This is a genomic window from Heyndrickxia faecalis (assembly GCF_040267745.1).
GTDB classification, from domain to species: domain Bacteria; phylum Bacillota; class Bacilli; order Bacillales; family Bacillaceae_C; genus Weizmannia; species Weizmannia faecalis.
The window spans coordinates 1,276,094-1,291,979 of record NZ_CP158453.1; the positions used below are offsets into that span (position 1 = coordinate 1,276,094).

Annotated in this window: 14 protein-coding genes and 1 riboswitch; of the genes, 7 read left to right on the forward strand and 7 right to left on the reverse strand. The window is 48.9% G+C overall.

Annotation, left to right across the window (positions count from 1 at the left end; all coding sequences use genetic code 11):
• Positions 1-49 precede the first annotated feature (49 nt).
• Positions 50-286, reverse strand: coding sequence for a membrane protein insertion efficiency factor YidD (gene yidD, locus ABR335_RS06030; RefSeq protein ID WP_017551859.1), 237 nt, complete (start codon positions 284-286; stop codon positions 50-52).
• A gap of 116 nt (positions 287-402) precedes the next feature.
• Between yidD and ABR335_RS06035 the strand changes: the two genes are divergently transcribed.
• Entirely contained in the window at positions 403-852 is a 450-nt protein-coding gene (locus ABR335_RS06035; RefSeq protein ID WP_017551858.1) for a Dps family protein, read from the forward strand.
• Positions 853-924: 72 nt separating this feature from the next.
• Here the strand turns inward: ABR335_RS06035 and ABR335_RS06040 are convergent, their stop codons facing one another.
• Positions 925-1,173, reverse strand: coding sequence for a DUF6154 family protein (locus ABR335_RS06040; protein ID WP_013860030.1), 249 nt, complete (start codon positions 1,171-1,173; stop codon positions 925-927).
• A 168-nt stretch (positions 1,174-1,341) separates the two neighbouring features.
• Between ABR335_RS06040 and ytkD the strand changes: the two genes are divergently transcribed.
• Complete coding sequence (ytkD, locus tag ABR335_RS06045; protein ID WP_017551857.1) at positions 1,342-1,803, forward strand: RNA deprotection pyrophosphohydrolase; 462 nt, start codon at positions 1,342-1,344, stop codon at positions 1,801-1,803.
• Between the two features lie 689 nt (positions 1,804-2,492).
• On the opposite strand, the gene ABR335_RS06050 is transcribed toward ytkD, so the two are convergent.
• The 4 genes from ABR335_RS06050 to gntK form a co-directional block, all read right to left on the reverse strand.
• Positions 2,493-3,299 (reverse strand): ABC transporter permease, encoded by an 807-nt coding sequence (locus ABR335_RS06050; protein ID WP_350346663.1) that lies wholly within the window; start codon positions 3,297-3,299, stop codon positions 2,493-2,495.
• The gene (locus ABR335_RS06055) at positions 3,286-4,056 is read right to left on the reverse strand and encodes an ABC transporter ATP-binding protein (RefSeq protein WP_014097647.1); all 771 of its coding nucleotides are present in this window, start codon (positions 4,054-4,056) and stop codon (positions 3,286-3,288) included. The genes ABR335_RS06050 and ABR335_RS06055 overlap by 14 nt, the downstream gene beginning before the upstream one ends.
• 39 nt (positions 4,057-4,095) lie before the next feature.
• Positions 4,096-5,103: an ABC transporter substrate-binding protein gene (locus ABR335_RS06060; protein ID WP_017551855.1), complete on the reverse strand. Its 1,008-nt coding sequence runs from the start codon at positions 5,101-5,103 to the stop codon at positions 4,096-4,098.
• Between the two features lie 930 nt (positions 5,104-6,033).
• On the reverse strand, positions 6,034-7,569 hold the full coding sequence (gene gntK / locus ABR335_RS06065; RefSeq protein ID WP_017550242.1) for a gluconokinase: 1,536 nt from the start codon (positions 7,567-7,569) through the stop codon (positions 6,034-6,036).
• A 217-nt stretch (positions 7,570-7,786) separates the two neighbouring features.
• On the opposite strand from gntK, the gene ABR335_RS06070 reads away from it, so the two are divergent.
• The 3 genes from ABR335_RS06070 to ABR335_RS06080 all read left to right on the forward strand — a co-directional run bounded on the left by ABR335_RS06070 (position 7,787) and on the right by ABR335_RS06080 (position 10,258).
• Positions 7,787-8,329 (forward strand): flavodoxin family protein, encoded by a 543-nt coding sequence (locus ABR335_RS06070; RefSeq protein ID WP_014097650.1) that lies wholly within the window; start codon positions 7,787-7,789, stop codon positions 8,327-8,329.
• 15 nt (positions 8,330-8,344) lie between these two features.
• Positions 8,345-9,388 (forward strand): DUF2584 family protein, encoded by a 1,044-nt coding sequence (locus ABR335_RS06075; RefSeq protein ID WP_225620990.1) that lies wholly within the window; start codon positions 8,345-8,347, stop codon positions 9,386-9,388.
• A 480-nt stretch (positions 9,389-9,868) separates the two neighbouring features.
• Positions 9,869-10,258: a DNA mismatch repair protein MutT gene (locus ABR335_RS06080; RefSeq protein ID WP_014097652.1), complete on the forward strand. Its 390-nt coding sequence runs from the start codon at positions 9,869-9,871 to the stop codon at positions 10,256-10,258.
• A gap of 150 nt (positions 10,259-10,408) precedes the next feature.
• Here the strand turns inward: ABR335_RS06080 and pckA are convergent, their stop codons facing one another.
• Entirely contained in the window at positions 10,409-11,998 is a 1,590-nt protein-coding gene (gene pckA, locus ABR335_RS06085; protein WP_017550244.1) for a phosphoenolpyruvate carboxykinase (ATP), read from the reverse strand.
• Positions 11,999-12,168: 170 nt separating this feature from the next.
• Positions 12,169-12,317, forward strand: a riboswitch (SAM riboswitch).
• 145 nt (positions 12,318-12,462) lie between these two features.
• Here pckA and metK point away from each other — a divergent pair.
• Both metK and asnB read left to right on the forward strand, forming a co-directional pair.
• Positions 12,463-13,674 carry a methionine adenosyltransferase gene (gene metK, locus ABR335_RS06090; RefSeq protein WP_251459898.1) on the forward strand — a complete coding sequence of 404 codons (1,212 nt, stop codon included), beginning with the start codon at positions 12,463-12,465 and terminating at the stop codon, positions 13,672-13,674.
• A 230-nt stretch (positions 13,675-13,904) separates the two neighbouring features.
• Positions 13,905-15,803, forward strand: coding sequence for an asparagine synthase (glutamine-hydrolyzing) (gene asnB, locus ABR335_RS06095; protein WP_350346664.1), 1,899 nt, complete (start codon positions 13,905-13,907; stop codon positions 15,801-15,803).
• The last annotated feature ends 83 nt before the right edge of the window (positions 15,804-15,886 follow it).

Genomic DNA, 15,886 nt, shown 5'->3' on the forward strand with positions numbered 1-15,886 from the left:
GGAGGGGTTGTTTTTTCATCGGTACGGCGGAGTAGCAACCGAATGGTGTTCAATGTTTTTTCACTGGCCACTGGTCCGGAACGGGATCGTACCCGCCGGCATGGAATGGGTGGCATTTTAAAATTCTTCTGATTGCCAGGTAGCCGCCGCGTAGTGCGCCAAACCGTTTTACCGCTTCAAGCCCGTAATTCGAGCAGGTCGGCTGAAACCGGCAGCTTGGCGGGAACAGCGGGGAAATCGCAAGTTGATAAAAACGGATCAATTTAATAAAAATGAACTTCACCATCGATCTGCCCCTTTCTTCGTTTATTTTAGCATGTTTTCAAAAAAGATGTGCAACATATGATTGGGTGTTTGAAGGCCCGGGAAAAGGGTACAAACAAAGCAGGAGGTTGATGAAACATGGCAGAAAACGAACAATTGATGGAAATCTTAAATAAGCAGGTTGCCAACTGGACAGTGCTTTATACAAAATTGCACAACTACCATTGGTATGTGAAGGGACCGAATTTTTTAAGCCTTCACGCTAAATTTGAGGAATTGTACAATCTTGCAAATGACTATCTCGATGAACTGGCTGAACGTCTTCTCGCTTTAAACGGCAATCCGGTAGCGACATTGAAAGGAAGCCTTGAATTGTCATCGGTACAGGAAGCAAGCGGCAATGAGAGCACGGAGGAAATGGTACAGGCGACTGCCAATGACTTTGCGATGATCGCGAAAGAATTGGAGGAAGCGATCGGGCTTGCCAACAGGATTGGCGATGACGCAACCGCCGACATGTTTATCAACATCCAGGAAACGCTCGATAAAAACATTTGGATGCTGAACGCCTTTCTTGGAAGACGGTAACGCAAAAGTGGGAGGTCAAATGGAGCCGGCCCCCGCTATAAAGGCTGTCCCGCCAAAGCGGAACAGCCTTTATTACTGCAAATATTTTGTTGTCGGGTAAGCATCAAAGCCTGCGTAATCGGAAAATTTATCTTTCAGTGTCTCCAGTATGTATAATCCGATAAAATGTTCCAGTTCGGCCGTGCTCATTTCGCGCACAATCCCAAGCAGGTCTTTCCGGTTGTAATTTTCGACGACCGCTGCAGAAATGGCGTCCAAATCTTCTTCATCCCCCGTCAGCCGGTCCCGGTACAGCTCAAATAATTCATCGACTAGCCTCATGCCGTCTCCTCCTTTATTCATTTCTTATTCACTATCCGCAATGGAGCCCTTTTAAACATTTTATGATTATTTTCACGCGATGTACCTCGAAAAATGCAACGGGTTTCAAGAAAAATTTCGCCAATTTTTGCACCCGGTTGCCGTATAATGAAGAACAGGAGGGATTTGATGTATCGGTTTACAGATTTGAACGGCAATCCAGTTACATTTATTTTTGAAAAAAATGCTTTTCCTATAGAGCCGCAGCATGTGCTTGTGCTCGCCCGGTACCGTGGAAACTGGCTTTTGACAAGGCATCCGAAGCGGGGGCTCGAATTTCCGGGCGGAAAAAGGGAAGCGGGCGAGACGGTCCGAGAAGCGGCTGAACGCGAGCTGTATGAAGAAACGGGCGGCATTCCGGAAAACCTTCAATATATCGGGGAATACTGCGTCGATGATCAGGTGCGCGGGCCGTTTGTGAAGGCGGTTTTTTACGCGGACATCGGCCGGCTTGAAACCAAACACGACTATTTGGAAACGGATGGACCTGTGCTTGTGGAAGGCGATCTTGTTGAAAAATTGCAGTCCTCGTCATTCAGTTTTCTCATGAAAGACGGGGTTGTCGAAACAGCGCTCAGACACGTCGAATAATAAGAAAAAGCAGCAGGAAGTTTCTCGGGTTAAACGGAAATCTCGCAAACGTTAAGATTTCGGGGTGATTGGGGCCTTTTTTAACATAGCGTGAATCTCGGTGAAGGTATCCGTATCTTCACATAAGGCGCGTCTATGTTAAGGAAGCGTGAAAAAAAGAAGATGTTCCTTAACATAGGGCACGTTTATGTTAAGGAAGCGTGAAAAAAAGAAGATGTTCCTTCACATAGGGCGCGTCTATGTTAAGGAAGCGAGCAAAAAAGACGTAGTTCCTTAACATAGAGCGCGTCTACGTTAAGGAAGCGAGCAAAAAAGACGTAGTTCCTTAACATAGAACGCGTCTACGTTAAGGAAGCGAGCAAAAAAGACATTGTTTTTTTACATAGGGCGTGTCTACGTTAAGGAAGCGTGAAAAAAAGAAAATGTTTCTTAACATAGGATGCGTCTACGTTAAGGAAGCGTGAAAAAAAGACGTAGTTCCTTAACATAGAGCACGTCTACATTAAGGAAGCATGGAAAAAAGAAGGCGTATCTTAACATAGGGTGCGTCTACGTTAAGGAAGCAAACAAAAAAGAAGGAGTTCCTTAACATAGAGCGCGTCTACATTAAGATACGTCGGCAAAAACGGCCGCTTCCTTCATATAGAGCGCGTCTACGCTAAGATGCTATACCAGAACAGCTTACCGGCCTATCTGTCTTTTACCAGCTTTTTCTCCAGCCACCCGACAAGCTGGTACATCATGGTTGCCACAATGGCAATCAGGATCATCGAAAGCATGACGAGCGTAAAATTAAACACCTGGAAACCATAGATGATCATGTAGCCGAGCCCTTTTGAAGATACGAGATACTCGCCGACAATGACTCCAACCCATGCAAGCCCGACATTGACTTTCAACGTGGAAATGATCACAGGAATCGATGCCGGAAAAATGGCTTCCCGGAACACTTGCAAACGGGAGGCGCCGAACGAGTGCAGCACTTTCGTGTAATTTGGGTCGACATCCCGGAACGCCGTATAAATCACAATTGTCGTCACAATGACGGAGATAATGACGCCCATGGCAACAATAGAAGAAAATCCCGGGCCCATGCTGACAATTAAAATCGGCCCGAGCGCTACTTTCGGCATGGCGTTCAGGACGACGAGATACGGGTCAAGAATCTTCGATAAAAACGGCGACCACCAAAGAACGGCGGCAAGTGCCGCGCCGAGCACAGTCCCGAGGATAAAGCCCATGACGGTTTCAAAAACGGTGATTCCCAAATGGACGTAAAGCGAGCCGTCTTCTAACTTTGCCACCAATAACGCCCACACTTTGGACGGGGAGCTGAAAATCAACGGGTCAATCCAATGCAGGCGGCTCGCCACTTCCCATAGGCAGAAAAAGACAATTAAAATGAAAAGCTGGAAAAAGCGAACCCGGCGTTTTTCTTTGCGCATTGCGGCGAGGTAATCTTCATGCCGGAGCGCCGTATTTTCAGCTGTTTTCAAGGGACTCCAGCTCCTTCCATATGTCATTAAAAAGTTCGGAATAAATTTTTTGGCTTCGCGCTTCAAACGGGCGGAGGCGGCGCAGCTCTGTTGGCACGTCAAAAATTTTATAGAGCCTGCCGGGTTTTGATGCCAACAGCAGGATCCGGTCGCTCATCGCAATCGCTTCGCCGATATCGTGCGTGACAAGCACCGCTGTTTTATGGAATTGCTTCAGTGTGTCAAATACCAGGTCCTCCAGTTTTAACTTCGTCTGAAAATCAAGGGCGGAAAACGGTTCATCCAGCAGCAGGATTTTCGGATCGACCGCGAGCGTCCGCACAAGTGCCGCCCGCTGCCGCATTCCTCCCGAAAGTTGGCGCGGGTATTGCTTTTCGGTGCCGGCAAGGCCAATCGTTTGTAAAAGCCCGAGAGCATGTTTTCTTGACTCCGGATTCAGCCGTTTTTCCAATTTCAGCCCGATCATGATGTTTTCTTCAATTGTTTTCCACGGAAACAAATAGTCCTGCTGCAGCATATAGCCGATGGAAGATTGCCGGGAACCTGGCAATTTGCCGTCAATCTGTACAATCCCCGCAGTCGGTTGCAGAAGCCCTGCAAGAATCGAAAGCAGCGTTGTTTTTCCGCAGCCGCTCGGGCCCAAAAGCGAAACAAACTCGCCTTCTTCCATTTGAAACGAAATGTTTTCAAGCGCCTTTGTGGCCTGTTTTGCCGTAAAATAGGTGTGATTGACGTTTTGTACGGTCAAAAAATGCATTTGTGCTGCCCGCCTGAAGAGGGGCGCACCCCCTTTCCATTATTTTGCCTTTTTCACAATCGATGCATTGACCAGTTTGTCGTACGGCACAGTATGGTCGAGTTCGCCGGCTTCTTTCATGATGTCCTGGATCGTGTTCCAGCCGCTTTTGGTTAAAATCATATCGCTGCTGAACGAGCCCTGGCTGCGGTACCGTTCAATGGAGGAGGCGAGCATATCAGTTTTCGTGTCTTTAAAATAAGGCTGAACCGTTTTTGCGACCGTTTCCGCATCGGTTTCTTGCACCCATTTTCCGGCCTTTAGCAGGGCGCGGACAAATTCCACCGCTGTTTTTTCATGCTCTTTCAAATAGCTTTGTTTTGCCATGAAGGTCGTGTACGGCACTGCGCCGGACTCTTTGCCGAAAGAAGCCACAATATAACCCTTTCCTTCTTTTTCCATTGTGGATGCGGTCGGTTCAAACAGCTGGACAAAATCCCCCGTTCCGGATGCATAAGCATTAGCGACATTGGCAAAATCGATGTTTTGGATCAGCTTCGTGTCTTTGTGCGGGTCAATACCGTGCTTTTTCAGGACAAACTCGCCGACCATTTGCGGCATTCCGCCTTTCCTTTGGCCGAGAAAAGTGGTGCCTTTCAGCATATCCCACGAAAAATGGTCGATTTTTTTGCGCGAGACGAGAAATGTTCCGTCTGTCGCCGTCAGCTGTGCGAAATTGATAACCGGGTCTGCCGCTTTTTGTTTGTATACATAGATGGACGTTTCCGATCCAACGAGCGCAATATCGGTTCCCCCTGAAAGTAGGGCAGTCATCGTTTTATCCCCGCCCCATGTGGTGGTCAGCTTAATATCAAGCCCTTCCTCTTTGAAATATCCTTTTTCAAGCGCGACATAAAGCGGAGTGTAAAAGACGGAGCGTGTCACTTCGGCAACCCGTACTTTCTGCAATGCTTTTTTCTTTGAACCGTTAGTGCCGCACGCGCTTAAACTGAATGCAAGCAATGCGGCAAGTAGAAGCGTGCATCCGGATTTGAGCCACTTTTTCATCATGCAACCTCCTCATTGGGCTTTTTTACAGCCTATGCCGCGGGCGCTGATTGTGTGAACGCCTAATCAATTAAAAATTTATTTTGCCGGGTTAGGGGAAGAGAAGAGAGCTTATGATAAAAACGATGACAGTACTGGAGACCAGCCGGATGCCGGGGCATAGAGGGCGTCTAGGTTAAGAAAGCGAGGAAAATTGACGTCCTTTCTTCACATAGAGTGTATCTACGTTAAGGAAGCGCGGAAAAATGAAGGTCTTCCGTCACATAGAGAGTATCTACGTTAAGGAAGCGCGGAAAAACGAGGCGCTTCCTTTACATAGAGTGCATCTACGTTAAGGAAGCGTGGAAAAACGAGGCGCTTCCTTCACATAGAGAGCGTCTACGTTAAGGAAGCACGGAAAAACGAAGGCCTTTCTTCACATAGAGAGCGTCTACGTTAAGGAAGAAAGCAAAAACGAGTCTCTTTCTTCACATAGAGAGCGTCTACGTTAAGAAAGTGCGTAAAATTGACGGCCTTCCTTCACATAGGGCGCGTTTCAAGTGCAAGCTTTTCCCTGCATTTTTTATAAATGCCAAAGCTGTCAGCATTCTTGCTAAATCTAGGAATTTTGCTTATTCAGCAATCCCTATTTGCAACCCAGGTCCTTCGCAAATTTTAAAGCGGAATGGTTGTCTTCCATACACCCCCACACTGTGTCTTTCTAAAGGCAAAACGGACGAACTGTTTTTGCGAAAAACACCACCATTTGCGAATTGGATCTTGCAAAGCGAACGAACGGGTTTTGGGAAAAACGCCCCCATTTGCGAATTGGATCTCGCAAAGTGGGCGGCCTAGTTTTACAAAAAACGCCGCCATTTGCAGAATGAACAAAAGCAAATGGCGGCCCTATCAAATCCATGTGTGTCTGTTGTTTTCACCATTACGTGTGTGTTATTTTACCCATTTTCGCTGAAATGCGGCAATGTTGGTGTATTCCCCTTCAAGCAGGCGGGAGATCCGGATGTAAATTGGGAGGATCTCTTCGTATACCGCAGTGTTTTCCGGAATCGGGCGATGGGTGTGCGTGGCGCCGATCCAGTCGGAGACAACCGAGAAGTCATCTATTTCGTCGAGCGCGTACATGCCGAGGACGATCGCCCCGAGGCAGGAGCTTTCAAAACTTTCCGGCACGACGACTTCCTGGTTGAAAATATCAGCGAGCATTTGCCGCCACAAATCGGAGCGGGCAAAGCCGCCGGTCGCCTGGATTTTTTTCGGAATGCCGATCATTTCCTGAAGCGCCAGCATGACCGTATAGAGATTATAAATCACGCCTTCCAGCACGGCGCGGACCATATGCTCGCGTTTATGGTGCAGGCCAAGGCCGAAAAACGAGCCCCTTGCATCCGCGTTCCAAATGGGTGCGCGCTCGCCGGCCAGGTACGGATGAAAGATGAGTCCGTCCGATCCCGGGGCAACACGGGCGGCAATTTTCGTCAGCACTTCATACGGATCAATGCCGAGCCGTTTTGCCGTCTCGACTTCAGCTGCGGCCAGTTCATCGCGCACCCACCGGAACGTCATGCCGCCGTTATTGACCGGCCCGCCAACGACCCAGTGGTTTTCCGTTAATGCATAGCAGAAAATCCTTCCCTTTGGATCGGTCACAGGTTTGTCGGTAACGGTCCGGATCGCGCCGCTTGTCCCGATCGTGATCGCGACAACACCGGGGTCGATTGCATTCACACCAAGATTTGAAAGCACCCCGTCACTTGCGCCGGCAACAAACGGCGTGTCTTGCGGAATGCCGGTTTCGACCGCATATTCCGGCGCAAGCCCGGTGAGGGAAAAGGTCGTCGGCACAGGTTTTGACAGCTTGTCCGCTGTAATGCCGGCCACATGTAGCGCCTCTTTGTCCCAGTCCAGGTCGTGGAGGTTAAAAAGGCCGGTCGCAGAGGCAAGCGAATAATCGACGACATACTGCCCGAAAAAGCGGTAAAAAATATACTCTTTAATGCCGATAAACTTGAACGTTTTTTTGAACAGCTCCTGTTCCTCGTGGCGGAGCCATGTGATTTTGGAAAGGGGGGACATCGGATGGATAGGGGTGCCGGTCCGCCTGTAAATGTCCTGGCCGTGCCATTCATTCTTTATCTTTTCAGCCCATTTTCTAGCGCGTGCGTCCGCCCAAGTAATGCAGTTGGTTAGCGGTTTTCCGTCTTTGTCCACTGCAATCAAGCTGTGCATCGCGGAACTGAACGAAACAAGTTTTATTTCGGAAGGATCAATGTCGCTTTTTACGATCGCTGTTTTCATCGAGTCAATGACAGCACGGAAAATTTCATCCGGATTTTGCTCGGCGACCTGAGGGGATGGGCTGTAAAGCGGATAGCCTGCATGGTGCATGCTGATGACTTTCCCTTTTTCGCCGAATAAAACAGATTTTGTTGTTGTTGTACCGATATCTACGCCTAAATAATAGGTCATTAAAAGTCAATCTCCTTTTTATGAACCTGTTGCTTCAAAATGGTTTACAGTTCAGCGTTTTTTTAATTTTTTCCAATACCTTTATTTTAACTGAAACTGGACGGGTTTTAAAAGTTTTTTGGAAAATCGCTGGAATCCGAATTGCTTGACAGGCGAAGGCTGCGGCCGACATACTAACATAGAAAGTAAAAGTAAATGGATAAAAGAGGGTACAGCCATGACGATTGCAGTGATTTACGGAAGTTCGCGCCCGCGCGGCAATACAGAGATGCTGACAGAGCGGGCAGTGGAAGGCATGCATGTGGAGCGCTTCTATTTGAAAGATGCGCATATTCTTCCAATCGAAGACAAGCGCCATACGGATTCAGGGTTTTCAAAAGTGGAGGATGATTATAGCATTCTCATCCAGCATATTTTCATGTGCGATACGATTATCTTTGCAACGCCGATTTACTGGTACGGGATGTCGGGGCTGATGAAAAACTTCATCGATCGCTGGTCGCAAACGTTGCGGGATCCGCAGTTTCCGGATTTTAAAAAAAGAATGGCGGAGAAAAAAATTTATGTGATTGCAGTCGGCGGGGATATGCCGCGTGTCAAAGGGCTGCCGCTGATTCAGCAGTTTGCATATATTTTTGACTTTTTAGGCATGCGTTTTGACGGTTACATTCTTGGAGAAGGCAATAAACCCGGCGATATTGTACAAGATAAAGAGGCAATCTTTGCAGCGGATCAATTAAACGAAGCACTGAAAAGGTGATGCAATTTGAAGACCGTGATCGAAAAGCAGCTTTTTCCGTCCCCAAATCCGCGTGTGCGCATGTATCTTGTGACATACTGGTCGGACGGCTTGAAAGTGAAAGGGTTGCTGGCAGAGCCGGATGACGGGCGCGTTTATGACGGGTTTTTATATTTACGCGGCGGCATCAAAAGCGTCGGGATGGTGCGGCCGGCGCGGATCGGCGAGTTTTCGTCGGAAGGGTTTATCGTTTTCGCGCCTTTTTACCGCGGCAACTGGGGCGGGGAAGGCGATGAAGACTTTGGCGGAGACGATATGCATGATGCGTATTTTGGTTTTGACGTATTGATGGAGAATGAGCGGGTGAGCGGGCGTGTCCACGTTTTCGGATTTTCCCGCGGCGGCATCATGGCACTCGGCACCGCGGAAGCACGGCCGGCCGCGTCTATTGTCACATGGGGCGGCGTTTCGGATGTTGCGCTCTGTTATGCGGAACGGGTCGATTTAAGAAAAATGATGAAGCGCGTGATCGGGGGCACGCCGGAAAAATATCCGGAACGGTACCGGGTGCGGACGCCACTGTATAAGCTCGGGCAAATTGGTTGCCCCGTTCTCGTTATCCACGGGGAGAAGGATCAAAATGTGTCCGTGGAACACGCCATTCGTCTCGAACACGGTCTCAAACAGCTTGGAAAATCGGTTGAAACATGGTATTTCCCGGAACTTGGCCACCATTTCCCGCCGCCTGTAAACCGGCGGGTTGTCCATGCTGCCAGCGTTTGGATGAAAAGGCATTCCGCACATGATACAATAGAAGCAACGACGGAGGTGAGCCGAATGGGAATGCCGATGGAACTCGATACGATGCTCGTGACGAACGGAAAAGAAGAGCGTATTGAGCAAAACCTCTTTTTGCTAAAACAACCGGGATACTGCGTGTATCCGCTTGATACGCCGGTTGAAATCCGGAAAAAGAAGGAACACGGGCCGAGCGGAAGCGCTGTCATCCGCAAACTGGAATGGGAAAACAATACAACGATCGTTCACTATGAATTGGTTTCTTTGAACACGCCGAATTAAACAGGCGCCGCACCATGGTCCGCGGCGCCTGTTTAGTTTATCAGGACGGGCGGAAGGGAATTTTACAAGTGTAATGCCTGGCTGGTCTTGCGGAGAACGCCGGAATTCGGCCAAAGGGCAATGCCTTGTGAATGGTGAACCAGCTTGCGGGTAGCGCGGAGAAAGAACGGATCCGGCGGGAGTGGTGCCGGAGTATTGGTGAATGGAACTGCTAAAATTTTTCAACTGGGCCTAGACCGGTGTGGACAGGAATATTGGCGAACGCAACACGTCTTGCAAGTGTGCCGCCAGCCTGGTTCTTCGGGATGAAATGGGCAGGATTGAAAATACTAATCGGAAGAGAGGCCGGCTTCTAAAACTGGAAAAGAGAACTGGTCGCAGCGATTTAAAAAGGCTGGCAGCTACTCCCGCCAGAATCGAATACTTGAGGTAAAGGGCCGGCCTTCCGCATTTGCTTGAAAAAGGAGGAGAAGTCCAAAGATGGAAACGGACTACAAAAAAGCTTGCGGCGCATATGCCGTCATTTTTGATGCGAAAAAAGAAAAAGTCGGGGTGGTGCCATCGGGCAGCGGCTACAGGCTGCCGGGTGGGGAAATCAGCCGCGGGGAGTCTGAACTTGCCTGCCTGATGCGGACAGTCGGCGCGGAACTTGAAATCGCGGGCTTTTTAGGCAAAGCGGCACAGGAAACGGGCGCGCGGTCCATGGATGAAGGCCTGTTTTATTTAGGAAAATGGGAACAGCCCCGCAAAGGAAGCCATAACTTGGAATGGCTCAACCTTCACGAGGCTGTGGAAAAAATGGCCGGTGCCCACCATCAATGGGCAGTGCAGGAAGGAATCAGCGCCGTCCAGACAAGCACCTGGTTTTAACTGGGTTTCCGCTTTTGCTTAAATGAGCAGACCCTTGGTACTCGCCGTAACCTTTTGGGTTGCTGCAGCGTTTCCGCTTTTACAGAAATGAGCATACCACAATTTAATTGGAGTCTCATTTTAATTTAAAATGCGGGCTCCCGTTTATGCTTATATAAGCGGGCCGCCGAGTTTTTCAATGTCATCCGGCACCGAAAATTGCCGGAAATTTTCTTTGAACCGGGCTGCAAGTTCGAACGCTTTTTCACGGTAAGCCTGCTTGTCCGTCCATGTATCTGCCGGATAAAGGACGTCATCTGACACCCCTTCAATATGAACCGGGATGTGTAGCCCGAAAATATCATCCTGCCGTGTTTCGGTATCTTTCAGTTTGCCGTTTATCGCAGCCCGGACCATGGCCCGCGTATCGCTTAATTTCATGCGGGAACCGGTTCCGTACGGGCCGCCTGTCCAGCCGGTATTGACAAGAAATACCTGGACGTTGTGCCTGTCAACTTTCTCGCCGAGCATTTCCGCATAAACGGCGGGCTCAAGCGGCAAAAACGGCGCGCCGAAGCAAGTGGAGAACACGGCTTCCGGGCGCGTGACGCCGCGTTCGGTACCGGCCAGTTTAGAAGTGTAACCGCTTAAGAAATGGTACATGGCCTGCTCTTTTGTCAGCCTGCTGATCGGCGGCAGGACACCGGATGCATCGGCCGTCAGGAATATAATGGTTGACGGATGGCCGGCCATGCCGGAGCGGGCAATATTGCCGATGTTTTCAATCGGGTAAGCAGCCCTTGTATTTTCCGTCAGTGCATTGTTGTCATATTGCGGTTTGCGGGACACCGGATCTACGACCACATTTTCAAGTACGGTCCCAAAACGGATCGCCTGGTAAATTTGTGGTTCTTTTTCTTCCGTAAGCCCGATGCACTTTGCATAGCATCCGCCTTCAATATTGAAGACACCGCTGTCGGACCAGCCGTGCTCATCGTCCCCTATAAGTGCGCGCTCCGGATCGGCGGAAAGCGTCGTTTTCCCGGTCCCGGACAAGCCGAAAAACAGGGCCGTATCGCCGTTTTTCCCAGTATTGGCGGAGCAGTGCATGGGAAGGATGCCTTTTTGCGGCAGCAAGTAATTCATGATGGAAAAAATGCTTTTTTTCATTTCGCCTGCATATTCCGTCCCGCCGATCAAAATTATCCGGCGTTCAAGTGAAATCATGATGAACGCTTCGGAATGCGTGCCGTCAAGCGCCGGGTCTGCCTTAAACAGCGGCGCGGAAAGAATCGTAAATTGCGCATCGTGTTGATAGAGCTCCTCCGCATCCGGCCGGATAAACAATTGATGCGCGAATAAATTATGCCAGGCGAACTCATTCACGGTCTGGATCGGAAGGCGGCTTTTTGGATCGGCACCCGCAAAACCTTTAAACACAAAAATTTCGTCTTTCCCTTTTAAATGCCGGACCATTTTTTCATAAAGCCTGTTGAACACGCCGGGAGAAACCGGCTGGTTGATTTTGCCCCAGTCGACACGGTCTTTTGATTCGGAGTCGACGACAATAAATTTATCTTTCGGTGACCTTCCTGTATATTTTCCTGTTGCTGCAGAAATGGCCCCTTCCGTTGTCAGTACAGCTTCTTTCCGTTCGATAATTTTTTCCATTAATTGTGGCACGGAAAGCTGCATGCGTACGTTTTCCCCCGACAACAAAAACTTTAAATCGTCAGAAGCGCCAATCAGATCCATTTTCATAAACCGCCCCTTTGAATAACTTATTTCACTTTAAACGATATCAGTATAACATATTCATCCGTTTATTACATACTTTTTTCCGGGAAAAATGCAGAGGACAAAGGGGAGAAGGGCGAAAAAATCATTGACAGCGCCTGCTAAATTGCGTATGATTTTACTTTGAACGGATACTCTTATCCCGAGCTGGTGGAGGGACGGGCCCGATGAAACCCAGCAACCCGCCTCTGGAACAGGCAATGCGCTCGCAACGCAGCTGCCGCTTGACTTCCAGGCAAAGGTGCTAACCTGCAGCAAGGAATGTTTCCTTGAACGATAAGAGTGAAAGGCGCGATTGATTGAAGTCAAAACCTTTCCACTCATGATGAATGGGGAAGGTTTTTATTTTTGGCTTTGTACATGAAATGAATCGAGTTTAGGGTATGAGTACCGTTTCCAATATGTAACCATATAAGGAGGAAAAGCGGATGTTAAAAGGACGGCATTTGTTCACATCGGAATCGGTGACGGAAGGCCATCCGGACAAAATTTGCGACCAGATTTCCGATGCCATTTTGGATGCCATTTTAGAAAAAGACCCGAATGCCCGCGTTGCCTGTGAAACTTCCGTCACGACAGGGCTTGTGCTCGTCACGGGGGAAATTTCCACCAATACATATGTGGATATTCCGAAAGTGGTGCGCAAGACCATTAAAGAGATCGGCTATACGCGCGCGAAATACGGGTTTGATGCGGAAACCTGCGCGGTGCTGACATCGATTGACGAACAGTCCGAAGATATTGCGCGCGGCGTTAACCAGGCTTTGGAAGCCCGCGAAGGCGGGATGAGCGACGAAGAGATTGAGGCAATCGGAGCCGGCGACCAGGGCCTGATGTTCGGGTTTGCCTGCAATGAGACAGAAGAGCTGATGCCGCTTCCCATTTCGCTTGCCCACAAGCTTGCCCGCCGTCTTGCTGAACTCCGCAAACAAGAAGTGATCCCGTATTTGCGCCCGGATGCAAAGACACAGGTGACAGTTGAATATGACGAGAACAACCAGCCTGCCCGGATTGATACGATTGTCATTTCAACGCAGCATGATCCTGACATCAGCGCCGGACAAATCCAGGAAGATATGAAAAAATACGTCATTGAACCGGTTGTGCCGGCACACTTGCTCGATGCGGATACAAAGTATTTGATTAATCCGACCGGCCGCTTTGTTATCGGCGGCCCTCAAGGGGATGCGGGGCTGACCGGCCGCAAAATCATTGTCGACACTTACGGCGGCTATGCCCGTCACGGCGGCGGCGCATTTTCCGGGAAAGACCCGACGAAAGTGGACCGTTCCGCTGCTTATGCCGCCCGCTATGTTGCGAAAAATATTGTTGCGGCAGGCCTTGCGGAAAAATGCGAGGTACAGCTTGCGTATGCGATCGGGGTGGCGAAGCCCGTTTCTATTTCCATCGATACGTTTGGGACCGGAAAAGTGCCGGAAAAAGTGCTGATCGAGGCGGTCGAAGCTCATTTTGACCTGCGCCCGGCCGGCATTATCAAAATGCTCGACTTGCGCCGTCCGATTTACAGGCAGATCGCTGCGTACGGGCATTTCGGCCGCGATGATTTGGATGTGCCTTGGGAAAAAACGGACAAAGCCGGGGCGTTGAACGAATTCGCCCGCAATCATATCGGAAAATAATATGAAAAAGAGCGCGCCTGGTATACAGGCCGCTCTTTTTCATAAAACGGCGGGAATAAGGAATCCTGTTTGCCTCATTTTTAACAAAAACCCTGCAAACTGGCGGAAAACATGCTAAACTATATTACATGTGCAGAATTTGGCCGTCAAATTTTGGCGGAAATGCATTTGTTTTTTAAAGAAATAAATTTACAATAGAGTATATCGAAATGAAGTAGGTGACTTTTTACATGTGCGGATTTATTGGCTGCGTCCATGACCATCCCGTTACATTATCAGACGAAGACAGGCAACGGTTTAAACAGATGAATCATATGATTGAGCACCGCGGCCCGGATGATGAAGGCTTTTATGAAGACGAGCATATCCAGTTCGGTTTCAGGCGCCTGAGCATTATCGATATCGAGGCGGGGCACCAGCCTTTAACATACGAAAACGAACGGTACTGGATTATTTTTAATGGCGAAATTTATAACTATGTGGAATTGCGTGAAGAACTGCTAAAAGAAGGGATGACATTCGAAACGAATTCGGATACGGAAGTCATTCTTGCCATGTACAGCCGTTACGGCGAAAAAGCAATCGGACGTCTGCGCGGGATGTTCGGGTTTGCGATCTGGGATAAGCAGGAACAAACGCTTTGCGGCGCGCGTGACCCGTTCGGCATTAAACCGTTCTTCTATTATGAAGACGGCGATAAAATGTATTTCGGTTCTGAAAAGAAAAGCATTTTGCTTGCCATGGAAAAACCAGAACTGAATTATGATGCTGTCCAATATTATTTAACCTACCAATTTGTGCCCGAACCTTTCACCATGACAAAAGACATCCGGAAACTTGAACCGGGCCATTATTTTGTGAAAAAAATTGGCAAACCGATGGAAATCAAACGATATTGGAAAGCATCCTTCCACCCGGTTCATAAAAGCGAGGACGAATTTATTCAAGAAGTGCGTGACGTAATGATTGATTCGGTGAAAGTCCATATGCGCAGCGATGTACCGGTTGGCGCATTCCTGTCGGGTGGGATCGATTCCTCGATTACGGCATCGATTGCAAAACAGTTCCACCCGGGCATTAAAACATTTTCCGTCGGCTTCGAACGCGATGGCTACAGCGAGATTGATGTTGCCAAAGAAACGGCGGAAAAACTCGGTGTTGAAAATATCAGCTATGTGATCACGCCGGAGGAATATATGAAAGAACTGCCAAAAATTATTTGGCATATGGACGATCCGCTCGCAGATCCTGCTTGTGTACCCCTTTATTTTGTGGCGCGTGAAGCAAGAAAGCATGTGACCGTTGTTCTGTCCGGCGAAGGCGCGGATGAATTGTTCGGCGGCTATAATATTTACCGTGAACCGCAGTCGCTTGAAGTTTTTGATAAAATTCCGGCTGCCGGAAAATCAATTTTGAAGGCTTTGGCGAAAGTGCTGCCGGAAGGGGTAAAAGGAAAGAGCTTTATCGAACGCGGTGTCACGCCAATGGAAGACCGTTATATCGGCAATGCGAAAATGTACACGGAAGAAGAAAAACGCGACTTGCTGTTGACTTATAACAACAGCCTTGACTACCGCGATATCACAAAGCCGCTGTACGATGAAACGAAAGGCTACGACCCGGTTGACCGGATGCAATATATCGATATCCATACGTGGATGCGCGGCGATATTTTGCTGAAGGCGGACCGGATGACGATGGCCCATTCGCTTGAACTGCGTGTGCCGTTTTTGGATAAAGAAGTGTTCCGGGTCGCTTCACAAATTCCGGCGGGCTTAAAAACGTCCCATAACACAACGAAGTATATTTTGCGAAAAGCAGTGGAAGGCATCGTGCCAGACCATGTGCTGAACCGGAAAAAACTCGGGTTCCCGGTTCCGATCCGCCACTGGCTGAAAGATGAAATGCATGATTGGGCGGTAGAGATCATCAAAACGAGCCCGACGGACGACATCATCAACAAACAATATGTATTAAAACTGCTGGAAGACCATTGTGCAGGCAAGCTGGATTACAGCCGGAAAATCTGGACCGTGCTGATTTTCATGCTGTGGCATGCCGTGTATATGGAAGACAAGTACGATTTTCAAAAAGGAGCACAAGGGCGGCTTGCCGGCGCTTCGTTGTAACAGAAAAAAGGGGGGTCTGGCCCCGCTTCCGTAATCAATCGGAAACGGGGGCAGGCCCTTTATCGTATAACGCTTTTTTTCGC

Excerpts from the sequence above, each read along its gene's own strand:
- yidD (WP_017551859.1), bottom strand. The coding sequence starts at position 286 with ATGGTGAAGTTCATTTTTATTAAATTGATCCGTTTTTATCAACTTGCG.
- ABR335_RS06035 (WP_017551858.1), top strand. The coding sequence starts at position 403 with ATGGCAGAAAACGAACAATTGATGGAAATCTTAAATAAGCAGGTTGCC.
- ABR335_RS06040 (WP_013860030.1), bottom strand. The coding sequence starts at position 1,173 with ATGAGGCTAGTCGATGAATTATTTGAGCTGTACCGGGACCGGCTGACG.
- ytkD (WP_017551857.1), top strand. The coding sequence starts at position 1,342 with ATGTATCGGTTTACAGATTTGAACGGCAATCCAGTTACATTTATTTTT.
- ABR335_RS06055 (WP_014097647.1), bottom strand. The coding sequence starts at position 4,056 with ATGCATTTTTTGACCGTACAAAACGTCAATCACACCTATTTTACGGCA.
- ABR335_RS06060 (WP_017551855.1), bottom strand. The coding sequence starts at position 5,103 with ATGAAAAAGTGGCTCAAATCCGGATGCACGCTTCTACTTGCCGCATTG.
- gntK (WP_017550242.1), bottom strand. The coding sequence starts at position 7,569 with ATGACCTATTATTTAGGCGTAGATATCGGTACAACAACAACAAAATCT.
- ABR335_RS06070 (WP_014097650.1), top strand. The coding sequence starts at position 7,787 with ATGACGATTGCAGTGATTTACGGAAGTTCGCGCCCGCGCGGCAATACA.
- ABR335_RS06080 (WP_014097652.1), top strand. The coding sequence starts at position 9,869 with ATGGAAACGGACTACAAAAAAGCTTGCGGCGCATATGCCGTCATTTTT.
- pckA (WP_017550244.1), bottom strand. The coding sequence starts at position 11,998 with ATGAAAATGGATCTGATTGGCGCTTCTGACGATTTAAAGTTTTTGTTG.
- metK (WP_251459898.1), top strand. The coding sequence starts at position 12,463 with ATGTTAAAAGGACGGCATTTGTTCACATCGGAATCGGTGACGGAAGGC.
- asnB (WP_350346664.1), top strand. The coding sequence starts at position 13,905 with ATGTGCGGATTTATTGGCTGCGTCCATGACCATCCCGTTACATTATCA.